General features: G+C 60.0%; 24 protein-coding genes. 14 read left to right on the forward strand and 10 right to left on the reverse strand.

Going from position 1 to position 24742, the window contains the following annotated elements; all coding sequences use genetic code 11:
- The first annotated feature begins 93 nt into the window (after nucleotides 1–93).
- Together ACW4DH_RS05145 and ACW4DH_RS05150 are read left to right on the forward strand one after the other, a co-directional pair.
- A complete protein-coding gene (locus ACW4DH_RS05145; RefSeq protein ID WP_459635288.1) occupies nucleotides 94–1875 on the forward strand; it encodes an ABC transporter ATP-binding protein in 1782 nt (593 codons plus the stop codon).
- Nucleotides 1829–3622 carry an ABC transporter ATP-binding protein gene (locus tag ACW4DH_RS05150; RefSeq protein ID WP_459635289.1) on the forward strand — a complete coding sequence of 598 codons (1794 nt, stop codon included), beginning with the start codon at nucleotides 1829–1831 and terminating at the stop codon, nucleotides 3620–3622. Before ACW4DH_RS05145 ends, ACW4DH_RS05150 begins: the two co-directional genes overlap by 47 nt.
- Before the next feature lie 2 nt (nucleotides 3623–3624).
- On the opposite strand, the gene ACW4DH_RS05155 is transcribed toward ACW4DH_RS05150, so the two are convergent.
- The 4 genes from ACW4DH_RS05155 to rdgB form a co-directional block, all read right to left on the reverse strand.
- A complete protein-coding gene (locus ACW4DH_RS05155) occupies nucleotides 3625–4476 on the reverse strand; it encodes a 23S rRNA (adenine(2030)-N(6))-methyltransferase RlmJ (RefSeq protein WP_459635290.1) in 852 nt (283 codons plus the stop codon).
- 255 nt (nucleotides 4477–4731) lie between these two features.
- Complete coding sequence (locus ACW4DH_RS05160; protein ID WP_459635291.1) at nucleotides 4732–5415, reverse strand: OmpA family protein; 684 nt, start codon at nucleotides 5413–5415, stop codon at nucleotides 4732–4734.
- 74 nt (nucleotides 5416–5489) lie between these two features.
- A complete protein-coding gene (gene hemW, locus ACW4DH_RS05165; protein WP_459635292.1) occupies nucleotides 5490–6659 on the reverse strand; it encodes a radical SAM family heme chaperone HemW in 1170 nt (389 codons plus the stop codon).
- Nucleotides 6656–7255: an RdgB/HAM1 family non-canonical purine NTP pyrophosphatase gene (gene rdgB, locus ACW4DH_RS05170; RefSeq protein ID WP_459635293.1), complete on the reverse strand. Its 600-nt coding sequence runs from the start codon at nucleotides 7253–7255 to the stop codon at nucleotides 6656–6658. The genes hemW and rdgB overlap by 4 nt, the downstream gene beginning before the upstream one ends.
- Nucleotides 7256–7683: 428 nt before the next feature.
- Between rdgB and ACW4DH_RS05175 the strand changes: the two genes are divergently transcribed.
- The 6 genes from ACW4DH_RS05175 to ACW4DH_RS05200 all read left to right on the forward strand — a co-directional run bounded on the left by ACW4DH_RS05175 (nucleotide 7684) and on the right by ACW4DH_RS05200 (nucleotide 11601).
- Nucleotides 7684–8367, forward strand: coding sequence for a LuxR C-terminal-related transcriptional regulator (locus ACW4DH_RS05175; RefSeq protein WP_459635294.1), 684 nt, complete (start codon nucleotides 7684–7686; stop codon nucleotides 8365–8367).
- A complete protein-coding gene (locus tag ACW4DH_RS05180) occupies nucleotides 8364–8837 on the forward strand; it encodes a CsgE family curli-type amyloid fiber assembly protein (protein WP_459635295.1) in 474 nt (157 codons plus the stop codon). Before ACW4DH_RS05175 ends, ACW4DH_RS05180 begins: the two co-directional genes overlap by 4 nt.
- A 26-nt stretch (nucleotides 8838–8863) precedes the next feature.
- Complete coding sequence (locus ACW4DH_RS05185; RefSeq protein WP_459635296.1) at nucleotides 8864–9262, forward strand: curli assembly protein CsgF; 399 nt, start codon at nucleotides 8864–8866, stop codon at nucleotides 9260–9262.
- Nucleotides 9263–9311: 49 nt separating this feature from the next.
- Nucleotides 9312–10142, forward strand: coding sequence for a CsgG/HfaB family protein (locus ACW4DH_RS05190; protein WP_459635297.1), 831 nt, complete (start codon nucleotides 9312–9314; stop codon nucleotides 10140–10142).
- A 209-nt stretch (nucleotides 10143–10351) separates the two neighbouring features.
- The gene (locus tag ACW4DH_RS05195; protein WP_459635298.1) at nucleotides 10352–10852 is read left to right on the forward strand and encodes a hypothetical protein; all 501 of its coding nucleotides are present in this window, start codon (nucleotides 10352–10354) and stop codon (nucleotides 10850–10852) included.
- A 53-nt stretch (nucleotides 10853–10905) separates the two neighbouring features.
- On the forward strand, nucleotides 10906–11601 hold the full coding sequence (locus ACW4DH_RS05200; protein WP_459635299.1) for a hypothetical protein: 696 nt from the start codon (nucleotides 10906–10908) through the stop codon (nucleotides 11599–11601).
- Nucleotides 11602–11742: 141 nt separating this feature from the next.
- Here ACW4DH_RS05200 and ACW4DH_RS05205 read toward each other — a convergent pair whose 3' ends face one another.
- From ACW4DH_RS05205 to ACW4DH_RS05230, 6 genes are all read right to left on the reverse strand, one after another.
- Entirely contained in the window at nucleotides 11743–13317 is a 1575-nt protein-coding gene (locus ACW4DH_RS05205; protein ID WP_459635300.1) for a bifunctional aminoglycoside phosphotransferase/ATP-binding protein, read from the reverse strand.
- A gap of 19 nt (nucleotides 13318–13336) precedes the next feature.
- The gene (hemL, locus tag ACW4DH_RS05210; RefSeq protein WP_459635301.1) at nucleotides 13337–14632 is read right to left on the reverse strand and encodes a glutamate-1-semialdehyde 2,1-aminomutase; all 1296 of its coding nucleotides are present in this window, start codon (nucleotides 14630–14632) and stop codon (nucleotides 13337–13339) included.
- A 76-nt stretch (nucleotides 14633–14708) separates the two neighbouring features.
- On the reverse strand, nucleotides 14709–15368 hold the full coding sequence (thiE, locus tag ACW4DH_RS05215) for a thiamine phosphate synthase (RefSeq protein ID WP_459635302.1): 660 nt from the start codon (nucleotides 15366–15368) through the stop codon (nucleotides 14709–14711).
- Nucleotides 15369–15376: 8 nt separating this feature from the next.
- Nucleotides 15377–16177: a bifunctional hydroxymethylpyrimidine kinase/phosphomethylpyrimidine kinase gene (gene thiD / locus ACW4DH_RS05220; protein ID WP_459635303.1), complete on the reverse strand. Its 801-nt coding sequence runs from the start codon at nucleotides 16175–16177 to the stop codon at nucleotides 15377–15379.
- An 11-nt stretch (nucleotides 16178–16188) separates the two neighbouring features.
- Nucleotides 16189–16620: a protoporphyrinogen oxidase HemJ gene (gene hemJ / locus ACW4DH_RS05225; RefSeq protein WP_459635304.1), complete on the reverse strand. Its 432-nt coding sequence runs from the start codon at nucleotides 16618–16620 to the stop codon at nucleotides 16189–16191.
- A gap of 61 nt (nucleotides 16621–16681) precedes the next feature.
- Complete coding sequence (locus ACW4DH_RS05230; RefSeq protein ID WP_459635529.1) at nucleotides 16682–18433, reverse strand: chloride channel protein; 1752 nt, start codon at nucleotides 18431–18433, stop codon at nucleotides 16682–16684.
- 309 nt (nucleotides 18434–18742) lie between these two features.
- Between ACW4DH_RS05230 and erpA the strand changes: the two genes are divergently transcribed.
- From erpA to rsmG, 6 genes are all read left to right on the forward strand, one after another.
- Nucleotides 18743–19096 (forward strand): iron-sulfur cluster insertion protein ErpA, encoded by a 354-nt coding sequence (erpA, locus tag ACW4DH_RS05235; RefSeq protein WP_459635305.1) that lies wholly within the window; start codon nucleotides 18743–18745, stop codon nucleotides 19094–19096.
- A gap of 134 nt (nucleotides 19097–19230) precedes the next feature.
- Entirely contained in the window at nucleotides 19231–20007 is a 777-nt protein-coding gene (locus ACW4DH_RS05240) for a transporter substrate-binding domain-containing protein (protein WP_459635306.1), read from the forward strand.
- A gap of 143 nt (nucleotides 20008–20150) precedes the next feature.
- Complete coding sequence (locus tag ACW4DH_RS05245; RefSeq protein ID WP_459635307.1) at nucleotides 20151–20822, forward strand: amino acid ABC transporter permease; 672 nt, start codon at nucleotides 20151–20153, stop codon at nucleotides 20820–20822.
- 12 nt (nucleotides 20823–20834) lie between these two features.
- On the forward strand, nucleotides 20835–21608 hold the full coding sequence (locus tag ACW4DH_RS05250) for an amino acid ABC transporter ATP-binding protein (protein ID WP_459635308.1): 774 nt from the start codon (nucleotides 20835–20837) through the stop codon (nucleotides 21606–21608).
- A gap of 600 nt (nucleotides 21609–22208) precedes the next feature.
- The gene (gene mnmG, locus ACW4DH_RS05255; RefSeq protein WP_459635309.1) at nucleotides 22209–24104 is read left to right on the forward strand and encodes a tRNA uridine-5-carboxymethylaminomethyl(34) synthesis enzyme MnmG; all 1896 of its coding nucleotides are present in this window, start codon (nucleotides 22209–22211) and stop codon (nucleotides 24102–24104) included.
- The gene (gene rsmG, locus ACW4DH_RS05260) at nucleotides 24101–24730 is read left to right on the forward strand and encodes a 16S rRNA (guanine(527)-N(7))-methyltransferase RsmG (protein WP_459635310.1); all 630 of its coding nucleotides are present in this window, start codon (nucleotides 24101–24103) and stop codon (nucleotides 24728–24730) included. The genes mnmG and rsmG overlap by 4 nt, the downstream gene beginning before the upstream one ends.
- The last annotated feature ends 12 nt before the right edge of the window (nucleotides 24731–24742 follow it).

Genomic DNA, 24742 nt, shown 5'->3' on the forward strand with positions numbered 1-24742 from the left:
GCACGAGCGTTTGGCGGGCCGCGTTGGCTATACTGGCGCTTTTAGGGCGCTCTCTACCGTTTATCGCTTACCGCTTCGACTGGGGTTTGATTCATGGCGTTATGGCGCATCCTGCGTGATTTCCTCGCCCGCCACCGCCTCGCCTACCTCGGGGCGATCGTCTGTCTGTTCGGTGTCGGCCTGCTCAATCTGGTCCTGCCATGGTGGATCGGCACCATCATCGATGCCCTGCACAACGACCAGTTGGGTCGTGATGGTCTGCTGGTTCGTGCCGGCCTGTTGATTGCCGTCGGCGTGGGCATGTATGTGCTGCGCTATGTCTGGCGCGTCCAGTTGTTCGGCACTTCCTATAAGCTGGGTATCGAGCTACGCGACGCCTACTATGCCAAGCTTACGCGCCTCGATCCGGGTTTCTTCCAGGCTCACCGCAGCGGCGATTTGCTGGCCCGTTCGACTCAGGATATCGACGCGGTCGAGACGGCCGCCGGCGAAGGGGTACTGTCCAGCGTGGATGGCGCCATGACGCTGTTTCTGGTGCTGGGCGTGATGATCGTGGGTATCGACGCGCCGCTCGCCTTGCTCGCCCTGCTGCCGTTTCCGTTCATGGCCTGGGGCTTCTACCGCGTTGCCAGTCGTGTGCAGTACCACTTCGGCCAGTCACTGGCGCGTTTTTCTCAGCTCAACGACCGCACCCAGGAAGCCCTCGGGGGGCTACGCATGCTGCGCCAGCACTCACTGGTCGAGGCGGAAATCACCGATTTCAATACCCGCGCGGAAGCCGCTGCCCATGCCGATTTCGAGGTGCAGCGCATGGAGGCCCGCTACGACCCGGTGGTCTTTCTCGCCCTGGGCGCGGCCACCCTGCTTACGCTTTCGGTGGGCACGTGGCGCTACCTGGAAGCGGCGATCACGCTTGGCCAGTTGACCAGCTTTACGCTCTATCTGGTCCAGCTGATCTGGCCGATGTTCGCCCTCGGCTGGTGCCTGAATATTCTTCAACGCGGCGAAGCCGCAGCTCGGCGTCTGACGGATTTTTTCAGCGAGCCCGAAACCATCGCCGACGAAGGGACGCGCCAGCATCTCGACAGCGTCGATATCCGGATCGTTGTACAGTCCTTCACTTATCCGCAGGGCACCTCACCAGCGCTCGAACATATCGACCTCTCGCTGAGTGAGGGCCAGACGTTAGGCATCGTCGGTACCACCGGCAGCGGCAAGAGCACATTGATTCGCCTGTTGCTGCGCCAGTATGCCCTCGAGCGCGGCGAGATCCGCCTGGGCGGATACGACATAAGTGAGTACACACTGAGCGCTCTGCGCTCGACGTTCGCCTATGTACCGCAGGACCCGTTTCTGTTTGCCGCGACGCTAGGCGAAAACGTCGCATTGGGCCGGCCGCAGGCAACACGCGACGAGATCATCCAGGCCCTGGAGGACGCGGCTTTCGCCGCCGACCTCGCCGAACTGCCCCAGGGCTTGGAGACGCCGATCGGAGAGCGAGGCATCACGCTCTCCGGCGGCCAGCGCCAGCGTGTAGCCCTGGCCCGCGCCCTGCTCTCGCAGGCGCCGGTGCTGTTGCTCGACGACACACTTTCGGCGGTGGACTACACCACCGAGCAACGCCTGCTGGCCACGCTCAAGGCGCAGCGCGACCGCACCTGTCTGATTGTCAGCCACCGTCTGTCCGCGGTCACCGCCGCGGATCACATCGTGGTTCTCGAGGCGGGCCATATCGTGGAACAGGGTAATCACGCCGCTCTGCTGGCCCAAGCGGGCCATTATGCCCGGCTATGGCATTATCAACAGGCCCAGCGACACGTCGGCTCCGATGCTGAATCGTTCACTTCTGCCCTACATGGGTCTCGCCATGCGTGATCGCCGCCTGTTAGCGCTTCTACTGCGGCCGGTCGTGGCCGATCACCGACGTCTGAGCGTGGCGCTATTGCTGCTGGTCGGGGCCACGGTCCTCGACGTCACCGGGCCATGGCTGACCAAATATTATCTCGACAATTACTTGGTTCCCGGCGATCTGCGTGCTGCACCCCTGATCATGCTGGCAACACTGTATGTGAGTACTCAATGTCTTGCCGCCCTCGCCCGTTACCTGCAGACGTTGCGCTTTGCACGCATCGCGCTGAACGCAGTACTCGACATCCGCAAGCGCCTGTTCCGTCATGTCCTGAGCCTGCCGCAGCACGTTCACGACGCGACACCGGTCGGCGAAATGGTGTCACGGGTGACCAACGATACCGAGGCGCTGCGCGAGCTGTATGTGGCATTTCTAGCCACCGTACTGCAGAACATCGTGCTGCTGATCGGCATTCTGACCGCCATGGCGTTGATGGACCTGCAGTTAATGTTGATTGCCGCGATGCTGATCCCCACGGCATTGGCGGTAATCTGGTGCTACCAGCGCTTGAGCGGCCCCGCGGCGATGGAGGTACGCCAGCTGCGTGCCGCGCAGAACGCCCGCGTCAACGAAGCACTCGGCGGCATGACGGTACTGCAGAGCTACAACCAGACCGGGCGTTTCCGTGAACGCTTTCATACTCTCAATGCCGCGCAGTACCGCGCACGTATGCGCACCGTGCGCGTCTCGGGGCTGTTCCTGCGTTCGGCGGTCGACCTGATCGGCGTGGTGATACTCGCCGGGCTACTGCTCGGCTATGGACTCGACCATTTGCAGGGCGCCGGCGAGATCGGCGTCCTCTATGCCTTTGTCACCTATCTTGGCCGCGTTTCGGAGCCGCTGATCGAGATCACCCAGCGTTTCAATATCTTCCAACAGGCCAGTGTGGCCGGGACACGCCTGCTGGCGCTGTTCCAACGCCCGGTGGCGGCATTCGGCACCGACCGGGCACCGATCCGTACCGCGCATTATCGTCTGGATGGACTGCGTTTTCGTCATCATGGCGCCGAGCACGACACGCTGCGCGGCCTCACCCTGGAGATCGCGCCGGGAAGCTTCATCGGCGTGGTGGGACCGAGCGGCAGCGGCAAGTCGACGCTGCTCGACCTGCTCTCGGGGCTCAAACCGGCGTCGGGGGGGACGTTACTGCTCGATGATCGCCCCCTGGCTGACATCGCACCCGAGGCGCTCAATGCCGTGGTGGCAACAGTGCCGCAGGAGCCGTTCATCCGCTCGACGACGCTGCGTGACAATCTGGTACTCGATCGCAAGATCAGCGATGCCGCGCTCCATCAGGCGCTGCAGGATGCTCAACTCAACGAGTTGATCTCTCGCCTGCCGGATGGACTCGATACCCCTCTTGGCGAGCGCGGCCTGACGTTATCCACTGGCGAGCGCCAGCTGCTGGCCCTGGCCCGCGCGCTGCTGCGTCAACCGCGTATCCTGCTGCTCGACGAGGCGACGGCCAGCGTCGATAGCGCCACCGAAGCGCGATTGCAGCGGGCGCTGGAGACACTGCGCGGGCGTGTGACGCTGATCGTCGTCGCACACCGCCTCTCGACCGTGCGCGACGCCGATCGCCTGCTGGTCATGATGGAGGGCCGTATCCGCGAAGAGGGCCGCCATGAAGCGCTGTTGGCACTGCCAAATGGCCATTACCGCAGGCTTTGGCAGCGCGAAGTCTCACACCGCTCGCCGAGCACGTCCGAGTAGCGTCACTCGCCCACCCACCACTCGCCGCGATGCGTGGCGGGCTTGCCCAATAATTCGGCCACCCGACCCAGGCTGGACGACAGCTGCACATCGAGCCCCCAGGGCGGATTGAAGACCAGCATGCCGCTGCCGTACATGCCATGGGTATGCTCGCTGCCCTGCGGATCGTGCAGGCGCAGCTCGCTGCGCCACAGCTTGCGTAAACCGCAGGCCTTGAGCTCATCGAGCAAGTGCTGGTGGCGGCCGGCCGGCAGCAGCGGGTACCAGATCATGACGATGGCATGACGCGCCTTGCTGGCCACGGCGGCCAGTGTGGCGGCCACCTCGGTATACTCCGCCTTGTTCTCGTAACTGGGATCGATGAGTACGCAAAGGCGCGGCGTCGTAACCGGTAATATCTTGAGCAAACCGGCCAGACCATCGCTGTGCAGGCGCCGGGCGTTGGCCGGCAACGCCTGCTCCTCGAGATGCCGATGTTCGCCGGGGTGCAGTTCGTAAAGTGTCAGACGGTCCTGCCGGCGTAAAGCCTGGGAAAACCACCAGGGGGAACCGGGATAGTGGCTCAACGTCTCGCCACGCTGAAGACGTGCCAGTGCGTGAGTCCAGTCACGCAACAGCTCATCCTCCGCCAGGCGCTGGCGCGCGCTCCATAACCTGGCCACGCCATCCTGATACTCCTTGAGACGTTGGGTTTCCTCGGCGACCAGCGGATACAGTCCGCGTCCGGCATGCGTATCGCAATACGTAACAGGAGAGTTTTTACGTAATAAATACTGTTGTACAGAATACAGCGTCAAATGTTTATGAACGTCGGCAAAATTGCCTGCGTGATAGGCGTGCTGGTAAGCAAGCATGACAATGGCCCGCAGAGAGAAGGAAGTGGCTACGGTCTCGCTAAGAATAGCGGCGTTTATACATCCGGTACCCGCCATCGGCGGGTGCCAGCATCGGGTCAGGGTCTCACCTGCACCGCATGCTTTTGATCATTGCCTTGCCTGGAACGGGCTCGTCGATGTTCGGATAGGCCCAAGAGAAGCCTAGCGTCTAGGCAGGAACAAACCGCCGCAGGACAGCCAGCGCCTAAGGCGCTGGCTGTCCTGTCAATGGCATTACTGGATGGGGGTCAAGGTGATTTCGACACGCCGGTTCTGCGCGCGGCCCGTTTCGCTTTCATTGCTGGCCACGGGCTGGCTCTCGCCATAGCCTACGGCGTTGATCCGCGAGCTGGCGACACCGCCTTGCGTCAGATACTGAGCGACCGTCTGAGCGCGCTGCTCGGACAGGCGCTGGTTGTAGCTGTCCGAACCGGTGCTGTCGGTATGGCCGGCCACGGTGATACGTGTATCCGGATACTCGCGAAGCACGGCATTGACGTCGTTGAGCGCCTGTCGGGCGGAGGTTTGCAGCTCGCTGGAATCGAAACCGAAGGTCACGCTGTTGGGCATGTTGAGGACGATATCGTTGCCTTCACGGGCCACGTCGATACCGGTTCCTTGCAGACCTTCGCGCAGCTTGCTTTCCTGAGCATCCATGTAAGCGCCGACGCCACCGCCAATGGCGGCCCCCGCTGCGGCACCGATCAGGGCACGGTCACGCCGGCTGGAACTGCCATCCCCGGACAGCGCCCCGGCAACCGCACCCAGCGCGGCGCCAACGCTCGCACCGGTAAGGGTCTTGCCACGTTGGCTCTGATTTTGGCTCTGCGATTGCCCTGAGTAGGGATCATTGCTGGCGCAGCCGGTCAGGCCAATGGCGGCGGACAGGGGCAGCGCTAGCCAGATCGCTTTCTTCATCGGGTATTTCTCCTTACCTAACATAAATAACAGGCGTCATCCCTGCGCATGAGATTGGTCAGCTGTCATCACGTTTAATTGTCGTCATCACATAGTGCGAGAAGCTCGTTCAAGAATAACAGACCTTGGGGGCTGGCCTGCAGACGATCTTGCACATGCTGCATTAATCCTTTTTCACGAGCACGGACCAGACGTTCTTCGAGCACATTGCGCGCCAGCCCGGTACGCGCTTCCCAATAGGCGTATGGCACGCCTTCGGTCAACCGTAAGCCATTCATCAGGAACTCGAGCGGCAGTTCCTCTGCATCGATCATCTGACGCCCGGCGATGAAGCCACGAGGATCGTTACGCCGTCGCAGGTAGGCCTCGGGCTGACGGGTTTTCCAGCGTCGCTCAATGCTCAGGCCACCATCGGCTTCGCGCCGGCTCAGCTTGCCATGCGCCCCCGCACCGATGCCCAGGTAATCCCCGAACGTCCAGTAATTGAGATTATGTCGTGAGGCTTGGCCCGGCCTGGCATAGGCCGAGATCTCGTAGCGCGCGAAACCCGCCGACTCGAGTCGAGCATGGCCGGCATCCTGGATATCCCACAAGATTTCGTCTTCCGGCAGCCGCGGTGGCCTGGAGTGAAATTCAGTGTTGGGCTCCAGCGTCAGCTGGTACCACGACAGGTGGCTCGGGCCAAGCGCCAGGGCCTGATCGATATCGGCCAGCGCCAGGGCCACGTCCTGTTCCGGCAAGCCATGCATGAGATCGAGATTGAAATTCTCGAAGCCTGCCCGGCGAGCACTCTCCACGGCCCGCACGGCTTCATCGCCACCATGGATACGGCCCAGCGCTTCAAGCTGGGCGGGCTGAAAGCTCTGCACGCCCAGCGAGAGACGGTTGATGCCCGCCTCACGATAGGCGGCAAACCGGCCCTGCTCCACGGTACCCGGATTGGCCTCCAGGGTGATTTCGATAGCGTTGGCGAACTCCAGCCGTGAACGCAGTCCACCCAGCAGGTGCCGATAGGCCTCACCCGAGAGCAGGCTGGGCGTGCCGCCACCGATGAAGATGCTCTCCAGCTCGCGCCCGGCGACCCAAGGCAGATCGGCGTCGAGATCCGCCAACAGTGCCTCGACATAAGCCGCCTCGGGTAATGTCTGGTCACGCTCCATGCCATGCGAATTGAAATCGCAATACGGACACTTGCGAACACACCAAGGGACGTGCACGTACAATGCGAGCGGGGGCAGAGTCATGAGCCGAGCTGGGCGATCAGCGCCTCGAGCGCCCGGCCCCGATGGCTCAGGCGATTCTTGTCTTCCGCCGTCAGTTCGCCGGCACTCATGCCTCGCTCCGGAACCCAGAACAGCGGATCGTAACCGAAACCGCCGTCTCCCCGCGGATGGGCGAGAATTTCACCTTCCCAGCTGGACTGCACGATCCGGGGCACCGGGTCCTCGGCATGACGCAGATACACCAGTACACACCAGTAGCGCGCCGTACGCTGTCCCTCTGGCACATCCTTCAGCGCCTCGAGCAGTTTGCGGTTGTTGGCGCCATCGTCCTTAGGCTCGCCGGCATAACGTGCCGAATAAATTCCCGGTGCGCCATTCAATGCATCGACTGCCAGGCCCGAGTCATCCGCCAATGCCGGCAAGCCACTGACCCGAGAGGCTTCGCGCGCCTTTAGCAAGGCATTTTCAACGAAGGTCAGGCCGGTCTCCTCGACATCGTCGACATCGAAATCCGCTTGCGGACGAACCGTAAAACCCAACGGGGCCAGTAGCGTTTGAAACTCTGCCAGCTTGCCGCGATTGCCGCTTGCCAAGATCAGCGTAGGTGTAGCTGTCATCCTCGTTTCTCCATAAAGCCCATGCCCTATTCTACGGATAAGCCCGGGACAAGGGAAAAGGCCCCCTCAGAGGCGGTGAAATTAAATAAAAAGTCTTATTTTTCAATAACATGAGTAAAATAATACTTTCTAAGCAAATTACATTGAGTTAAAAGGTTTTAAAGAGCTGAATTTCCTCTCTGTCATTATTTTCCAACTCATCGGATAGACTACTAACCAAATACAACCCATTGTATTTAATGGTAAAAAACTATAAATTCAAAAAAGATATACTTATATTCCATTAACTTATAAAAAAGCTGCCTTAACGCTTATTTACATAAAGGCCGATAGCGGCAACGCTAATGCGGCGATATGGATGACCCGCGACAGCAGAAAGTCGGGAAAAAACTATAACCTCATAACATCAGCATTAAGGGACAACTAAGATGAGCTTGAACAATGCAAGGGTTTTACTGATCACCGATTTCAACCCTCAGTCACAACTCTTCATCGATTACATTCGGCAACAACTGGACTGCGAAGTGATACCGCTAGGCCCCGAGGAGGAGGTCGATACCGCAGAGCCGGCCCCCATGCTGGTGCTGCTTGATGCCGATCACGTCGATGAAAACTGCATGCACTTGTGGAATACCCGGGCCAGCGAAAGCCCGGACATGATACTGGCCGCCTTCAACCTACGTGACGACGAACATGCCGCGGAACTCCTAGTGAGCCTTCATCTTCAAGGGGTCTTTTACCGTCAGGATAGCTTGTTGTTGATCTGCAAGGGCATCTCCAAATTGCTGGAAGGCGATCTATGGATGTCACGTGCACTCATGACCCGTCTCATCGATTTCTACCGCCGTCAGCAGCTCAATGCCTACCGCCCGGTTTGCGGACTGACTCATCGCGAACTCGAAATCATCGGACTGCTGGGGTCGGGCGCCTCGAATACCGAAATCGCCGATCAACTGTTCGTCAGCGAACATACGGTGAAATCTCATTTGTACAACATCTTCCGCAAGATCAAGGTGCACAATCGCATTCAAGCCATGAACTGGGCACGTCAGAATCTCGGCGCTCCGCCTGCGGCTCATTTGCGTAACGGTCGTCGTTCCAAAGCATCATGAACGGCCCGGTCACGGTCGTGCTGGCGCTGCTTCTGGTCATGGGAGGGGAGGCCTGGGGGGACGCCACGAAAGGCGTACCGCCTACCTCTCACCACGCCCCCCAGGATAACGGATCAGAAGCGGCGCTACGCCAGCACCACGAGGATAAGCTTCGCGGGATTCTGGTCGACCGAACCATCACGCTGGCGGCGAAAACGTTCTTTTCGCGCTTCGCCCAGATGCGCCTTTATGCCCCGGGGCTGTTAGATGCCAGTCTAACCATTCATGAGCGCCCTTCGGCTCGCTGGGGAAGTCTGATCTGGATCACCGAGGGCGACGACATCCTGTATCGCACGTCGCTATCGCCGCGACTTTCCACGATCGATGACGACGTCAAACAGGCCATCACTGCGGTACAGGAGCAAGTCGTGAGGAAACGTCTCATGGACGCCCTGCAACCTAATCAGGATTTGGCCGGCGATGGTCTATAGATTCTTACCAAAAGGTAGTGAATACCATGAAACTACGTTACGCCTGCCTGCTGTGCTTATGTGTTTCCGGCGGGGTCCAGGCCGGTGAGTTGGTGTATCAACCGATAAATCCCTCATTCGGTGGCGATCCTTTCAATGGCAGTTACCTGTTGGGCAAAGCCCAGGCACAGGATACTCATAAGGACCCCAGCCTGGAGGATTATACCAGCCTCACCTCCACGGAACGGTTGATCCAGAGCCTGCAGAGCCGCCTTCTCGCCGACTTGGTCAATGGCGTTGAAGACGGTCAGACGGGCAGCTTTGTCAGCGACGATTACAGCGTCATCGTTGATAACAGCGGTGGCGCTCTGTCTTTGGAAGTCACGGACCTGGTCTCGGGAGACGTCACCAGCATTCAAGTGGGAGGCTTGAACTTCAATCCATAACAAGCAGCGAGATAAAAAAAATTCCATAACTTATACGCAAGGGAAAAACATGAAATGCATCGGTGCGATATTGCTCGCAGCGGCCTTGAGCGGTTGCGCGGGTGTCGTAAGTCATTCGCAAGGCCTGGAAGGCGTACCTCCCACCCTGACGCCTCGCAGTGGAACCTACCAGGACTTGGTAGCTCTGCCTCCTCCCGCCGGCAAGATAGCGGCCGCCGTTTATGACTTTCGTGATTTGACCGGTCAGTACCGCCCGGCTCCCGCCAGTACCTTTTCCACCGCCGTCACGCAGGGGGCTTCTGCCATGCTGACCGGAGCATTGGCGGAATCAGGCTGGTTTACACCAATGGAACGAGTGGGGCTGCAGAACCTGCTCACCGAACGCAAGATCATCCGCGCCGAAGATGAACGTTACGGCAGACCCGATAATTTGCCTTCGTTGCGTGCAGCTTCGGTACTGCTGGAAGGCGGCATCATCGCCTATGAATCCAATGTGCGCACCGGTGGAGCCGGCGCCGAGTATTTCGGTATCGGCGCCTCCGGCCAATACCAGGTCGATCAGGTGACGATAAATTTGCGCGCGGTGGAAATATCCAGCGGTGAAGTACTGGCCAATGTCACGACGACGAAAACTGTCTATTCCCAGGAAGTCAGGGCGGGAGTCTATAGATTCATCGACTTCAAACGACTGCTGGAAGGTGAGATTGGCTTTACCAACAACGAGCCGGTCCAACTTGCCGTCATGTCCGCTATCGAATCCTCCGTGATTCATCTGATTGCCCAAGGCATCGAAGATAACCTCTGGAACCTCAAGGACCCTGCACAGCTGAGTAGCCCCACGCTTCAAGCCTATCTTCAAGCGCCGGTTCCCATGTTGTAATCATCTTTCCGACAGCCCTACAAGGTGCCTTTTGGCACCTTTTTTATTGCAAAAATTACTTTCGTAATACTTTTTAATTGTCATTTAAATTTTTCTTTAGCGTTTAAATATTAGAATGCATAAGGATATAAAATACACTTAAATTACTATAGATAACATTTAAATACAGACCATAATCGAGCTAACTCTAAAGAAACGGACTTGAGGTCATGAATAACTTAAATAACAGACGCTATACATTATCGACCTCATTATTAGCTTCGCTCTTAACGGCTTTCATGGCTTGCCAAAGTGTTGCCAATGACAAGGAACCGGAGATCTTGTCGAGTCTTCAAAATCGCGCGGCATCGGCAATCGCGTCAAGAAGTAGCAATACCGCTATTGTCAATCAAGATGGCACGCACAACCAGGCAAGAATTAAGCAGGCTGTCGTCGGAAGCGGATACGGTAATACCGCTTATATCAACCAATCCGGTAGCGACAACTATGCGGATATAGCCCAGAAAGGCAGCCAAAACCACGGGGAGATTACCCAGCAGGGCAATTCCCATGAGGCATCTATTTCACAGTCGGGTAACGGATTGAATGCTTCACTGCGGCAATCCGGAAGCGGCGGTAGTCAAGTCCGACTGTATCAGAACCCGGCCCATGGTGTGAGCTGGTCGAGCACTGGCAATACCACCTCGGTCGAGGTAAGAGCCGCCCAATGAACCGCATTCGGCCGGCATAACAAGCATCTATTGATAATGTGCAAAGGGAATTTATGAAAAAGGCAACGGTCTTCGCAGTATCCGCATTGGTCATGGCTCTTTCTGCTGCGGCAAGCGCTAACGGCGGCCATGGTAGCTTCTTTTCCGGTGGCGACAATGCCTCACGCATCACACAAGAGGGTGATCGTAACGACGCCACCGTCGAACAGAAAGGTCTGGGAGATAACTACTCCATTATCCAGCAGGGTGGTGATCGCAACCTGACGACCGTCACGCAGGAAGGTTTCGGCAAAAACGCTTCCGATATCATCCAGAGCGGTAACAGCAACCAAGCCACTGTCTCGCAGAAAGGCGCTGATGATTCCGATATCGATCAGCTTGGCCACCATAACCTGGCTACCGTCACCCAGGCAGAGATGGGAGGACACTACTCCGACATCTATCAGAGCGGCAACAACAACGAGTCGAACATTCTTCAGTACGGACTGAGTCAGAACAGCAAAGTCTATCAGAGCGGCGACTATAACCTGGCCGAAGTCACCCAAAATGGTGTCGGTAACGACTCTGATATTACCCAGGCCGGTGATCACAACTCTGCCGAAGTGACTCAGAGTGGCGGAAACAACTATTCCGAGATTACCCAGCCAGGCATGGGTAACACTGCACAAGTCACGCAAGCGTCCTACAATAGTGCGTCTTACATTACCCAGAGCGGTAGCTACAACACCGCAACCGTTAGTCAGTACTAATAATCGCTCACGTCACTTTTTCATCGTGTTTACCCTGGCCCCTCCTTATGGTGGGGCCTTTTTTATGGGTCAAAAATGAGCCGCAGATAGCGGCTCAGGTACGTGGATGATTTGTGGCCTGAACAGACGACGCAAAACTTATCAGTTCAATCGCATCCGCTCCTGGATCATCGCCACCAGCGTCAGGTTGGCGTTGGGAGCGGTGGTATCGAGATGCACCAATTGCGCCAGCTCATCGTCAGCGAACGGCTCGCGATTGGCCAACTGGTGCTCGAGCACCTCGAGCCCCGCCTCGGAGGGATCACCGCCACGCCGGGCACGCTTTTCGATGCGTGCTTTGAGTGTCGCCTCGTCGGCCTCGAAACTGATCGTGACGACCGGCAGACCACGCCGTTCGGCCTCGAAACGTAAACGACGGCGCTGCTCGCGTTTCAAGCAAGTGGCATCGATACATACCGGTATTCCCGACTCCAACAGGACACCGGTCAGTTCCGCAAGCCTGGCGTAGGTGCGCTGGGTTGCCTCGGGGGTGTAAATATTCTCGCCATCTGCCGCCACGTCGGTCCGCGCCTGCGGGGCGAAGCCATGCAGACGCTTGCGCTCGACGTCGGAGCGCAACCTCACCCCGCCCAGACGGCGCACCATCTCACCGGTGAAACGGCTCTTGCCACTGCCGGATACACCGACTCCGATCACCAGATACGGGAAAGTGAACTCGCTGTAGCATTCGGCGAGGCTAATGTAGCGACGATATTCGGCCAGTACCTTGGGACGGTCGGCTTCATGCAGCTCGGGCTGGTGATAGCGCAGAATCGCCACTTTGGCCCTGACCAGGGCCCGATAGATCTTGTAGTAGGAAAGCAGACGTACCAGGCCGTAATCACCGGAGAGCTCCAGATAACGATTGAGCACATGATGGGCATAGGCCCGTTCATCGCGTGCCTCGAGGTCCATCAGCAGGAAGGCCAGCTCGCAGCCGACATCGTTCCAGCGCAGCTCTTCGTTGAACTCGAGACCGTCGAAGAGTAGCGCTCGTCCCTCATGGTGCACCGCATTGCCCAGATGGATATCGCCATGCGTTTCGCGCACGAACCCCTCGCGCCAGCGATGCTCGAACTCCTTCTGCAGACGCGCGAAAGCCTCCAGAGTCCAGGTCTCCAGCGATGCCAGACGCCGCTGATCCTCGGGCGCGGATAGACGCGCTTCGATCAGCCGGAACTCCCGATCCACAACCCGGCGAACCGATTCGGGCGAGCCCAGGTCGCGGTCTCCGGCAATGCGCGGGGCCGTTTCGTGAAACGCCACCAGTTGATCGACCAGATCATCAAGCAGTTCCAGCGACAGTTCGCCGCTGGCCTGCAGTACGCTGAACAGATGGCGATTGCTGAACTGGCGCATCTTCACCGCATACTCGAAGGGCGCGCTGGCATCGTTGATCCGCGGTGACTCGGCCGAGCCGGAGATGGGCACCGCCTCGAGATACAGCGCGGGAGCCAAGCGTCGATTGAGGCGAACTTCCTGTTCGCATAACAGGCGGCGTTTCTCCAGCGTGGAAAAATCCAGAAACTTGCCGAAATCCAGCGGTTTCTTGATTTTATAGGCATATTCGCCGGTCAGCACGACCCAGGAAATATGCGTCTCGTGAACTTCGAGCGTGCCGATAGGATGATCATAACATTCCCCTTTCTGCAACGCGCGAATCAGGGCTTGGCTCACATTGCTCTCCTACGGTTGCTCAACGTGTCGTGCGGGACATTTCGGCGAAGGCATGCTCGGCGGCATCCAGCGTGGCCTGCAGATCTTCCGGCGTATGCGCGCTCGACATGAAGCCGGCCTCGTAGGCGGAGGGCGCTAGATAGACGCCATGATCCAGCATGACGCTGAAGAAACGTCTAAACGCCTCGACATCGCAGGCCGTCGCCTGGACGAAATTATCGACCCGTGTCTGGGCGGTGAAGAATACACCGAACATGCCGCCGGCACGCTGGGTGAGCATGTCCACACCGGCGGCTCTGGCGCGCGCTTCCAGCCCCTCGCAGAGCGTGTTGACCTGCTGCGCCAGAGCCTCGTGGAATCCCGGCTGGCGAAGCTTGTTCAGCAGAGTAATGCCTGCCGCCATGGCCAGCGGGTTGCCGGAAAGCGTGCCTGCCTGATAGACCGGCCCCAGCGGAGAAATCTGTGACATGACCTCACGCTTACCCCCGAATGCACCCACCGGCATGCCGCCGCCCACGATCTTGCCCAGGCAGGTCAGGTCGGGGGTAATCGAGTAGTGCGCCTGAGCGCCCCCCAGCGCCACACGAAAGCCCGTCATGACCTCATCGAAGATCAACACGCTACCGTGGGTGTCGCAAAGCTCGCGCAGGGTTTCCAAAAAGCCCGGCAGCGGCGGGATGCAGTTCATGTTGCCGGCCACGGGTTCGACGATGATACCCGCCACCTGCTCGCCGATCTCCGCGAAGCACTCACGGACGGCATCGATGTCGTTGTAGGGCAGGGTCACGGTATGTTCGGCCAGCGATGCGGGAACCCCCGGCGAACTCGGCTCGCCATGCGTCAGGGCGCCGGAACCGGCCTTGACCAGCAGGGAGTCGGAGTGACCATGATAGTTACCCTCGAACTTGACGATCTTATCGCGCCCCGTGTAGCCGCGCGCCAGGCGAATCGCCGACATGGTCGCCTCGGTGCCGGAATTGACCATACGCACCATCTCGACGGAAGGCATCATTTCACAGATCAGATCCGCCATGGTGGTCTCGATGGCCGTCGGCGTGCCGAAGGAGAGCCCGGCATCGAGACGCTCGCGGACCGCACCGAGCACGTCGGGATCGGCATGACCGGTGATCATCGGGCCCCAGGAACCCACATAATCGATGTAGCGCTTGCCCTCGACGTCGAACAGATAAGCCCCCTGCGCCCGCTCGATGAACACCGGAGCGCGCTCCAGACCCTTGAAGGCGCGTACCGGCGAATTCACACCGCCGGGAATATGGCGGCAGGCCTGTTCGTAAAGCTGTGCGGACGTCGTCATGATCTTCTCACTCGCGCATGTGGATAAGTCTATGGACAGGTCGAACAACTCGGCGCCCGCCCCTGTGGATATGTTTTTACGTCGGTCCGGCGCAGAATTCTCGCCTCAGGGTCCGTACCGCCGCCTGCGGATCGCGTTGGCCGAACACGGCATGCACCGTCGCCAACAGATCGGCGCCGGCAGCGCGGGCGCTACGCGCATTGTCGGCATCAATGCCGCCGATGGCTACCCGAGGCCGCCCAAAATGCGCCACCTGCGCCAACAGATCGAGACTCGCCGGCGGCGCCTGCGGCTTGGTGCGGGAAGCGAAGAATCGACCGAACGCCAGATAGCTGGCCCCCTCGGCCGTCGCGCGGGCCGCCAAGTCCAGTTGGGCATGACAGGTCGCGCCAATGATCGCCGTAGGCCCCAGGCGTTCGCGAGCCTGTACCAGCGAGCCGTCCTGCTGCCCCAGATGCACGCCTACGCCGTCGCCGTAATCGTTATGCAGCCGTGCGGCGAGTGCCAAGTCGTCGTTAACGATCAGCGGTACGCCGAAATCACGACACAACGCGGCAAGGGCTCGTGCCTGATGCCAACGCTTGGCGTCATCGCGGGACTTATCACGATACTGTAAAAGCGCCAGCCCGCCGCGCAGCGCCGCTTCGCAGGCGGCTAGCAGCCGCTCATCGTCAGGCAATAGCTTGGCGTCGGTGATAGCGTAGACGCCTTGTGTCCAGTCATGCATGACTTTCATTTTGATCGTTATCCAGCGAATTCCCATCCGGTGCGATTCGGCAACGCCTGTCCCCGTCCCAGCCGCAGGGCACGGTTCAGACTCTCCCAGGTGAAGCGCTGCGCCTGTTCGCAGGCATTTACCCAAGGTTCCCCCACCGCCAGACGCGCGCTCAGGGCAGCCGCCAAGGTACAGCCCGAACCGTGATAGTGCCCGGGCAGACGCGGCCAATGCCACTGGTGAGTCGCCTGCGGTGTGTACAGCGAATGCACCACATTGGCGTGATCGGCGCCGGAAGGCGGCATATCGGTTCCGGTGACCAGCAGGCCACCGCAGCCCCTCCCCAGGAGATCCGTGACACGGCCCCTGTCGTCATCGGCCATATCGGCGAGTCGCGTCAGTTCCAGGCGGTTGGGTGTCAGAATATCCACAAGCGGTAGCAGACGCTGCGTGAAGCAGGCCTGCAAAGCGCTTGTGGATAATTCTTTTCCACCACCGGCACGCAACACCGGGTCGACCACCAGCGGCAGGTCGGGGTGCGCCTGAACGATAGCGATGACGGCCTCCAGCGCTTCTACATCGGCCAGCAGACCGACCTTGATGGCCGCAATATCGATATCCGCAAACAGCGCCTCGGCGGCGGCAAGAATGCCTTGCGCCGAGCAGGGCGACACACTGATCACATCGCGGGTCGTCTGCACCGTGAGCGCGGTCGGCACCGTTACCGCCCAGCCGCCGCAGGCCCGAATGGCCTCGCTGTCGGCGATCAGGCCCGCTCCGCCGGTAGGATCATGTCCGGCCAGCACCAGCACCACCGGGGGACGGGACATGCCAGCTTCCATCAGTAGGGCTTGACCATCACCAGGATCACGATCAGCACCAGCGCCACTACCGGAGCCTCATTGAACCAGCGAAAGAAGACATGCGACTTGTGACAGGTGCCCGCCGCCAGCTTCTTCATGTAGGACAGGCAGACGTGGTGATAGCCCACCACCAGCACCACCAGCAGCAACTTGGTATGTAACCATCCGGAACTCAGAAAACCCGGTGCCATGAACAGCAGGGTGCCGCCCAGAATCAATACGGCAATCATCGAGGGCAACATGATGCCACGGTAGAGCTTACGCTCCATGGTGATGAAATAGTCGATTGCCTGGGTATCGCCCTTGTCGCGAGCCATGGCGTGGTACACGAACAGACGCGGCAGGTAGAACAATGCGGCAAACCAAGTCACCACCGTAATCAGGTGAAAGGCCTCAATCCATAGATACATGCCAGCTCCTCAGGGTTATAGCGTGTCAGGGTTATAGCGTGGCTTCGCTTGGGTCGCGGATTCATTTCCTGTAGCGATAGTAGTTCTCGATCGCTTCGCGGGTAATGATACCTGAAATCTTGCGGATCATCGGCGCCGTAGTGTGCTCGACATACAGCCCGTCCACCCCGAATTCGGTCAGTTTGTCATAGGCTTCCGACAGGGTCGCCTGCACGTGGATCGGGGCAAGATCGAGACGTTGGCCGGGAATCTCGAGCAGATCGAACTCGACTTCGTCAGCATCTTGCTCATCCAGCAGCACACGCGCCAGATCTGCCGCCTTGAGCCCCACAGTCGGCTTGTCATCGCTGGAACGGGTAATCACCAACCAGGCGGGCTTATCCTCAAGCAATGTCTGCGCCTGCTCGCGAGTGATACGCCGTGTGGTACGTGCCAGGCTGCGCTCCATTACCGCCGGTACGGCGACGCGCGACAGCGCCTGCATCAACGGCTGCTGCAGCGGATGCAGGCCCTGCTGGGTAAGATTGAGCAGAAAGAAGCCCTGGCAGTGGCACAATTGACGAGAGGTGAGCACGGCCACCACCACCGCCAGCATGCCGGGCAGGATGATGTTCGGATTGTGCGTCAATTCGAGCAGGGCCATGAGCGCGGCCAGCGGGGCCTGCAGTACGGCACCCATCATCGCCGCCATGCCCAGCATGGCATAGACATCGGGACTCGAGGCCAGTGAAGGCATCAGGGCATTGCCGGCCATGCCGCACAGCGCCCCGACCGCGCCGCCGATCACCAATACCGGACCGATGATGCTCACCGGTACGCCGCAGGCCACCGCGCCCGCAGTCAGTAATAGCTTGCCGAGGGCCACGGCGAACAGCACGTCCGTCGTCGGCATGTCGATCAGGATCGCGCTCAGGGTGTCATAACCCATGCCCTGTACCTGGGGGTACCACCAAGCCACCGCTCCGGTGGCAACGCCGATGCTGGCCAGGCGCAGCCATATCGGCCAACGTGCCAGGTGCGGCCCGGCATGGGCGAGGCGCACGAAGACACCCGCCAGCAGACCGATGATCAGCGCACTGACCACGATCCAAGGCAGATCCATCAGCGACTTCAGATGCAGGCTGGGCACCGCAAAGGCGGGCTCCGCACCATAGACCAGTTGCGACACCACTGCGCCCATGATCGAGGCCAGGATCACCGGCATGAACCCTGCGGTGGTGTACTCCATCATCACCACCTCCATCGCAAAGATGACGCCGGCCACCGGCGTGTTGAACGAAGCCGAGATTGCCGCCGCCGTACCGCAACCGACCAGGACGCGCAGGCTGTTGTGTGGCAGACGCAGGTACTGGCCAATCCCGCTCGACGCCGCTGCGCCCAGGTGCACCGCCGGGCCCTCGCGTCCGGCGGAGAGGCCACCGATCACCGACACCACCCCGACCCACCATTGGGTCAGCCAGTTGCGCAGCGGCATCTTGCCCTGATAGTAGGTCAGCCGCTCGATCACATGGCCGATACCGATCTTGCGATTCTTGAGCGGCTGGCGCCACATCCATAGCCCGATCAACGTCACCGCGCCGATCGGCAGCAGGGCGCGTACCGGCGCCGACAGCATCTCGAAAGCCTCGGGACTCGCACCGGGCATGAAGGTCCAGGCACCCAAGTTGAGCAGCAGACGGAACCCGACCATCAGGCTGCCGGTCAAAAGGCCCGACAACACCCCCAGAACGCATAACTGCGGCAGGGCATCGACACTGGCCAGTTGACGCCGAAATCGCTCCAGATTCAGCGCTGGCCGCAGTCCGCGAGGCAGGCGTAGCACATGAGTCTCCTGTCATGACCATTCACGCACGCAAAGGCATCGAGCCTATGCCTGCTCCTTATGTATCATACTCGCAGAATCTCGTCCCAGGGCGTTCGGCGATCCGTTGCCTGCGCTCTGCCCTCCGGCGAGTTGCATCTTGGGGACTGGATCGTTGGCGTCGGCGACGGCACCGACGCGTTTTTCTCGGGCAACCTACGCCCGGTTGCCCAATGTATCGCCGCAATAAAGTTGACCCTTTTGCTAGGCTTTCACGATAATGAAGGGTTGCACACCCGACCAACCTATTGGAGGTGGCCTATGAGCGGGGCTGAAAGCTTCATCCCCACGCCGATGTTCTTTACCGATGCTGCCGCGAAGCGAGTCCGCACGCTGGTCGTCGAAGAGAACAACCCGGCACTGAAATTACGTGTCTACGTCACCGGAGGCGGTTGTTCCGGCTTCCAGTACGGTTTCGATTTTGCCGAAGACGTGGCCGAGGATGACACGGTGATCGAAAACGGTGAGGTGGCCATGGTGGTGGATGCCTTGTCCTACCAGTATCTTGTCGGTTCCACCGTGGATTTTGAAGAAGGCCTCGCCGGGGCACGCTTCGTTATCAAGAATCCCAATGCGTCGTCGACATGCGGATGCGGTTCCTCCTTCATGGTCTGATCGTGGCAGTGTCTGACGTCCGTCGTCATTGCGCCATGCGTTGACTTGTCGGCCTAACGTCCGCTTGACGCTTCCCCGCGTTCTGGTCATGGTAATTAGCGGTTCCATGAACAAAACTCCAAGTGGGGAACGTTATGAAGAACAATGCACTATGCGGTGCTGTCAGGCTCTCCATTCTCGCCATGTCCCTGGGTGTCAGTGGGCTGGCCCTTGCGCAGGACACGCCTACGCTCAAGGCGGCCACCGACCCTAGCTTCGTTCCGTTCGAGATGCTCGACCAGGATACTGGTGAAATGGTCGGCTTCGACATGGATATCCTCCACGCCATCGCCGACCGCGCCGGCTTCAAGGTCGACGTCAATACCATGGATTTCAACGGCATCATTCCCGCCGTGCAGACCGGTAACGTCGATCTAGCCATCGCCGGTATCACGATTACCGACGAGCGCGAGAAGATCGTCGACTTTTCCGATCCCTACTACGATTCCGGTCTGCGTATCCTGATCGCCGCCAACAATGACGACGTCGACGAACTCGACGATCTGGAAGGCATGCGTATCGGGACCAAGATCGGCTCGACCAGTTACGATTACCTGCAGCAGGAACTCGGTGACGAGGCCGAGATCACTCCCTACCCGGGCAGCGCCGACATGTACATGGCGCTGATGGGTGGCAGTGTCGATGCGGTGTTCTACGATGCGCCCAACGTCGGCTATTTTGCCAAGACGCGCGGTCAGGGCCAGGTCAAGACCGTGGGCCCGCTCTACGAGGGACAGCAGTACGGTATCGCCTTCACCAATGGCAGCGAGTGGGTCGAAGCTGCCAATCAAGCGCTGGCGGCCATGCGCGAGGATGGCACCTACGCCGAGATCCATGAGAAGTGGTTCGGCGAGGCGCCAGATGCCCAGTAATGCCACGTAGCACTCACGCCAATTGAAGTCTCGCCGGGGCCGGGTGGCCGAAAGTCGCCCGGCCCTTTTCATTGAATTGCATGACGGGGCTTGCGCGGGTGTGATCCCGTTGCAATACGCGCCCCGCTGCCTGGAGAACCCTTGTGGACGTCACTTTCCAGTTCGACTGGCAGGCGGCCTTCGCCTCCATTCCCTACCTGCTCGAAGGTATTCCCTGGACCCTGCTGATCTCGTTCGGTGGCCTGGCCATCGGCTTCGTGATCGGTATCGTCTTCGGTCTCCTGCGCATCAGCCCGGTGCGCCTGCTGCGCTGGCCGGCGATCGCCTATATCGAAATATTCCGCGGTACGCCGGTACTCGTGCAGGTGCTGTTCATTTTCTACGGCCTGCCCCAACTGCTGGGGGGGCCGATCAACGCCCTCACCGCCGGGATTGCGGCCATCGCCCTGAATGCCGGCGCCTACATTTCGGAAATCGTTCGCGGCGGAGTGCAGTCGATCGAGAAGGGTCAGCGCGAAGCCGGTCTGTCGCTGGGGTTGTCACGCACCCAGGCGTTTCGCTACATCATCTGGCCGCAGGCGCTGCGACGCATGATCCCGGCACTCGGCAACCAGGGCATCGTCAGTATCAAGGACACCTCGCTGTTCTCGGTGATCGGGGTCGGTGAGCTGGTACGTCAGGGTCAGGTCTACATTGCCACGACCTTCACCGCGCTCGAGGTCTATTTCATGGTCGCGATGATGTATCTGGTGATCACCCTGAGCCTGTCCTTCGCCCTGCGCATGCTTGAGCGCAAGGGTCTGGTCGGCCAATAAAAGGAGTCTCCCATGAGTGAATCGCGGTCTCCCTCCGCCCAGCCGCCCATCGTCAGGCTCGATAAGGTCAACAAGCACTTCGGCAGTCTGCACGTGATGCGCGATATCGATCTCGAGGTGGCCTCCGGCGAGGTCGTCGTGGTCATCGGCGCCAGTGGCTCGGGTAAGTCGACGCTGATCCGCTGCGTCAACGGCCTGGAAGAGTTCCAGAGCGGCAGTATCGTCGTCGATGGCAAGCAGTTGCTGCCTCACGGCAAGGGCGGCAAGTCCCTACAGACCATCCGCACCGAAGTCGGCATGGTATTCCAGCAGTTCAACCTGTTTCCCCATCTCTCGGTGCGCGACAACGTCACCCTGGCGCCCATGAAAGTGCGTGGCTGGAGCCGAACCAAGGCCACCGAAACGGCCCAGCGTCTCCTCGAGCGGGTGGGCATCACCGATCAGGCCGACAAGTTTCCCGGTCAGCTATCGGGTGGTCAGCAGCAACGCGTCGCCCTGGCTCGCGCCCTGGCCATGGAACCGCGGCTGATGCTGTTCGACGAGCCCACCTCGGCGCTCGATCCGGAAATGATCGGTGAAGTGCTCGACGCCATGCGCGAGCTCGCTGCCGAGGGCATGACCATGATGATCGTGACCCATGAAATGGGCTTCGCCCGTGAAGTGGCCGATCGCGTGATCTTCGTGCATGGCGGCGAAATCGTCGAACAGGGCCCGCCGCACAGGGTATTCGACAATCCACGCCATGAGCGGACCCAAGCGTTCCTCTCCCGAGTCCTCAAACACTAGACTGGCGTCTCGTGCCACGTAGGTTGTCGTCCAATCACGCCTTGATCGGAGTCTTTGCCCTTCCGATCAAGGCGTTTTTGCTTCGGCTCCATGACCTATAGCCTTCCTTTTCGACACAAATCCTCTTGTGGATAATTTTTTATTTCCCTTCCCCTAGGATGCCGGCAATCGCCCGCCACACGGGGAGGACGGGCTCTTTGTGCTGTCTGTTAACGATCACGGTAACAAGGCCGGTATCCCACGGTGGATAAGCGGTGTTTCAATGCCCTTGTGCATAAGTGTTCATTCCATCCACAGCCTCACGTTCACCTTTCCGCAGGCTTAGGCGAATTTTTCCCGGCGATGATCAACAATTCAACCTACTGAAATAATTTGCGTTAATCGGCTTACCCACAGAAAACGTCCACACTAGTAGTTACAACCACAGCAGAACTTCTTTCTCTTCTTTTTATATAATTCTTATTGCTTGTCAGCAGTCCCTCTCTGAACAACACGCATGTGGAAAACCCCTGACGGTTACCCACAGGAGGTTTATACTGTGCGGCTTCTTTTGACCTCTGTTTCCAAACCCGCGCCGTCAGGCGTGATTCGAGGTGTAACGTGGATTATCCCAACCGCTTTGACGTCATCGTCATCGGCGGTGGCCATGCGGGAACCGAAGCCGCCTTGGCCGCTGCCCGCATGGGCTGTCAGACCCTACTGCTGACACACAACATCGAGACCCTCGGCCAGATGTCTTGCAACCCGGCCATCGGCGGGATCGGCAAGAGCCATCTGGTCAAGGAAATCGACGCGCTGGGCGGGGCCATGGCCATGGCCACCGATCTCGGCGGCATCCAGTTCCGTGTGCTCAACTCCCGCAAAGGCCCCGCGGTCCGTGCCACTCGGGCACAAGCCGATCGGGTACGCTACAAGGCGGCAATCCGCGGCCTGCTGGAAAACCAGCCCAACCTGACGCTGTTCCAGCAGGCGGTAGATGATTTGATCGTGGCCAACGACACCGTCTGCGGCGTCGTCACCCAAACCGGTATTCGCTTCCACGCCGAGACGGTGGTGCTATGCACCGGCACGTTCCTCGGCGGGGTGATTCACATCGGGCTCGATCAACATTCCGGCGGTCGTGCCGGCGATCCGCCCTCCAACGCTCTGGCTCAACGCCTGCGCGCGTTGCCGTTCCGGGTCTCGCGGCTGAAGACCGGGACGCCGCCACGTCTGGATGCCAAGAGTGTCGATTTCTCAGTGCTTGAGGAACAGCCCGGCGACACACCGGTGCCGGTCATGTCGTATCTGGGCCGCCGCGAACAGCATCCGCGCCAGGTCAGTTGCCACATTGCCCACACCAACGAACGCACCCACGAGATCATCTTCGCCAACCTCGACCGCTCGCCGATGTATTCGGGAGTCATCGAAGGCGTCGGGCCGCGCTACTGCCCGTCCATCGAGGACAAGGTGCACCGCTTCGCCGACAAGGCGAGCCATCAGGTGTTCATCGAGCCGGAGGGACTGGAAACCCACGAGCTGTATCCCAACGGCATCTCCACCTCGCTGCCGTTCGACGTGCAACTGCAAGTGGTGCGCTCGATCAAGGGGCTGGAAAACGCGCATATTACTCGGCCGGGCTATGCCATCGAATACGATTTCTTCGATCCTCGCGATCTCAAGCACTCGCTGGAAACCAAATTTATCCACAACCTGTTCTTCGCCGGTCAGATCAATGGCACCACCGGATACGAGGAAGCCGGTGCGCAGGGCCTGCTGGCCGGGCTCAATGCCGCCCGTCGGGCGATGAACCAGGACGCGTGGACGCCGCGTCGCGACGAAGCCTACCTCGGGGTGCTGGTCGACGACCTGATCACCATGGGCACCCAGGAGCCGTATCGCATGTTCACCTCGCGCGCCGAATATCGTCTGCTGCTGCGCGAGGACAACGCCGATTTGCGTCTGACCGAGAGCGGCCGTCGGTTGGGCTTGGTGGATGACACGCGCTGGGCGGCGTTTGCCACCAAGCGCGAGGCGATCGAGCGCGAGAGCGCCCGCCTCAAGGCGACCTGGGTTCAGCCCGGCTCGACGGAAGCGGCAAGGATCGAGGCCAAGACCGGCAAACCGCTGGGGCGTGAATACACCCTGCTGGATCTGCTCAAGCGTCCCGAGCTGGAGTACGCCGATCTGGGCGACTTCAAGGGCGAAGCGGTAAGCGACGAGGCAGTCGCCGAGCAGGTCCAGATCCAGGCCAAGTATCAGGGCTATATCGGTCGGCAGCAGGACGAGATCGACCGCCTGCGTCGCCATGAAGCCACGCCGCTGCCGACCGATCTCGACTACGCCAAGGTCGAGGGTCTATCGCACGAGATCCGTCAGAAGCTCGCTGCTACGCGCCCCGAGACGCTGGCGCAGGCTGGCCGTATCTCCGGCGTCACCCCGGCTGCGGTCTCGATTCTGTTGATCCACCTCAAGAAACGCCGTCTTCTCGATGACAACCGCGCGGTGAGTGCATGACGCCGGCGTGCGAACGGCTGCTCGAGGCAGGACTCGAGCACCTTGACCTGCGCGTGTCGGATAGCGCCCGCCAGCAGTTGCTGGCATTGCTGGCGCTGTTGCACAAGTGGAACCGCGCCTATAACCTCACCGCGGTACGTGCGCCGGAAGCGATGGTGACCAAGCACCTGCTTGACAGCGCCAGCGTGCTCGGCGCCGTCAGCGGGCCGCGCCTGCTGGACGTGGGTGCCGGCCCAGGATTGCCGGGGCTGGTACTGGCGATTCTCAAGCCCGAACTGCAGGTCACTTTGCTCGACAGCAACGGCAAGAAGGTGCGTTTCCAGCGTCAGGCGGTCCTTGAGTTGGGCCTCGCCAACGTCACACCGGTGCAGGCCCGGGTCGAGAGTTTCGAGGCGCCGGCGTTCGAGCAGATCGTCTCACGCGCGTTTGCCAGTCTCGGCGATTTCGTGCAACTGACCGGCCATCTGCTCGCCGATCAGGGCGAATGGCTGGCCATGAAGGGGCGCGTCGATGACGAAGAGCGCATGGCATTGCCCGACAATGTCGAGCAGGTCGAGTGTCGTACGCTGGCGGTACCCGGCGAAGCGGGACAACGTCATCTGCTGCGTCTGAAGCGCAAGCACTGAAGATTGGCGCAT

The sequence above is a fragment of the Halomonas sp. WWR20 genome (assembly GCF_054602495.1).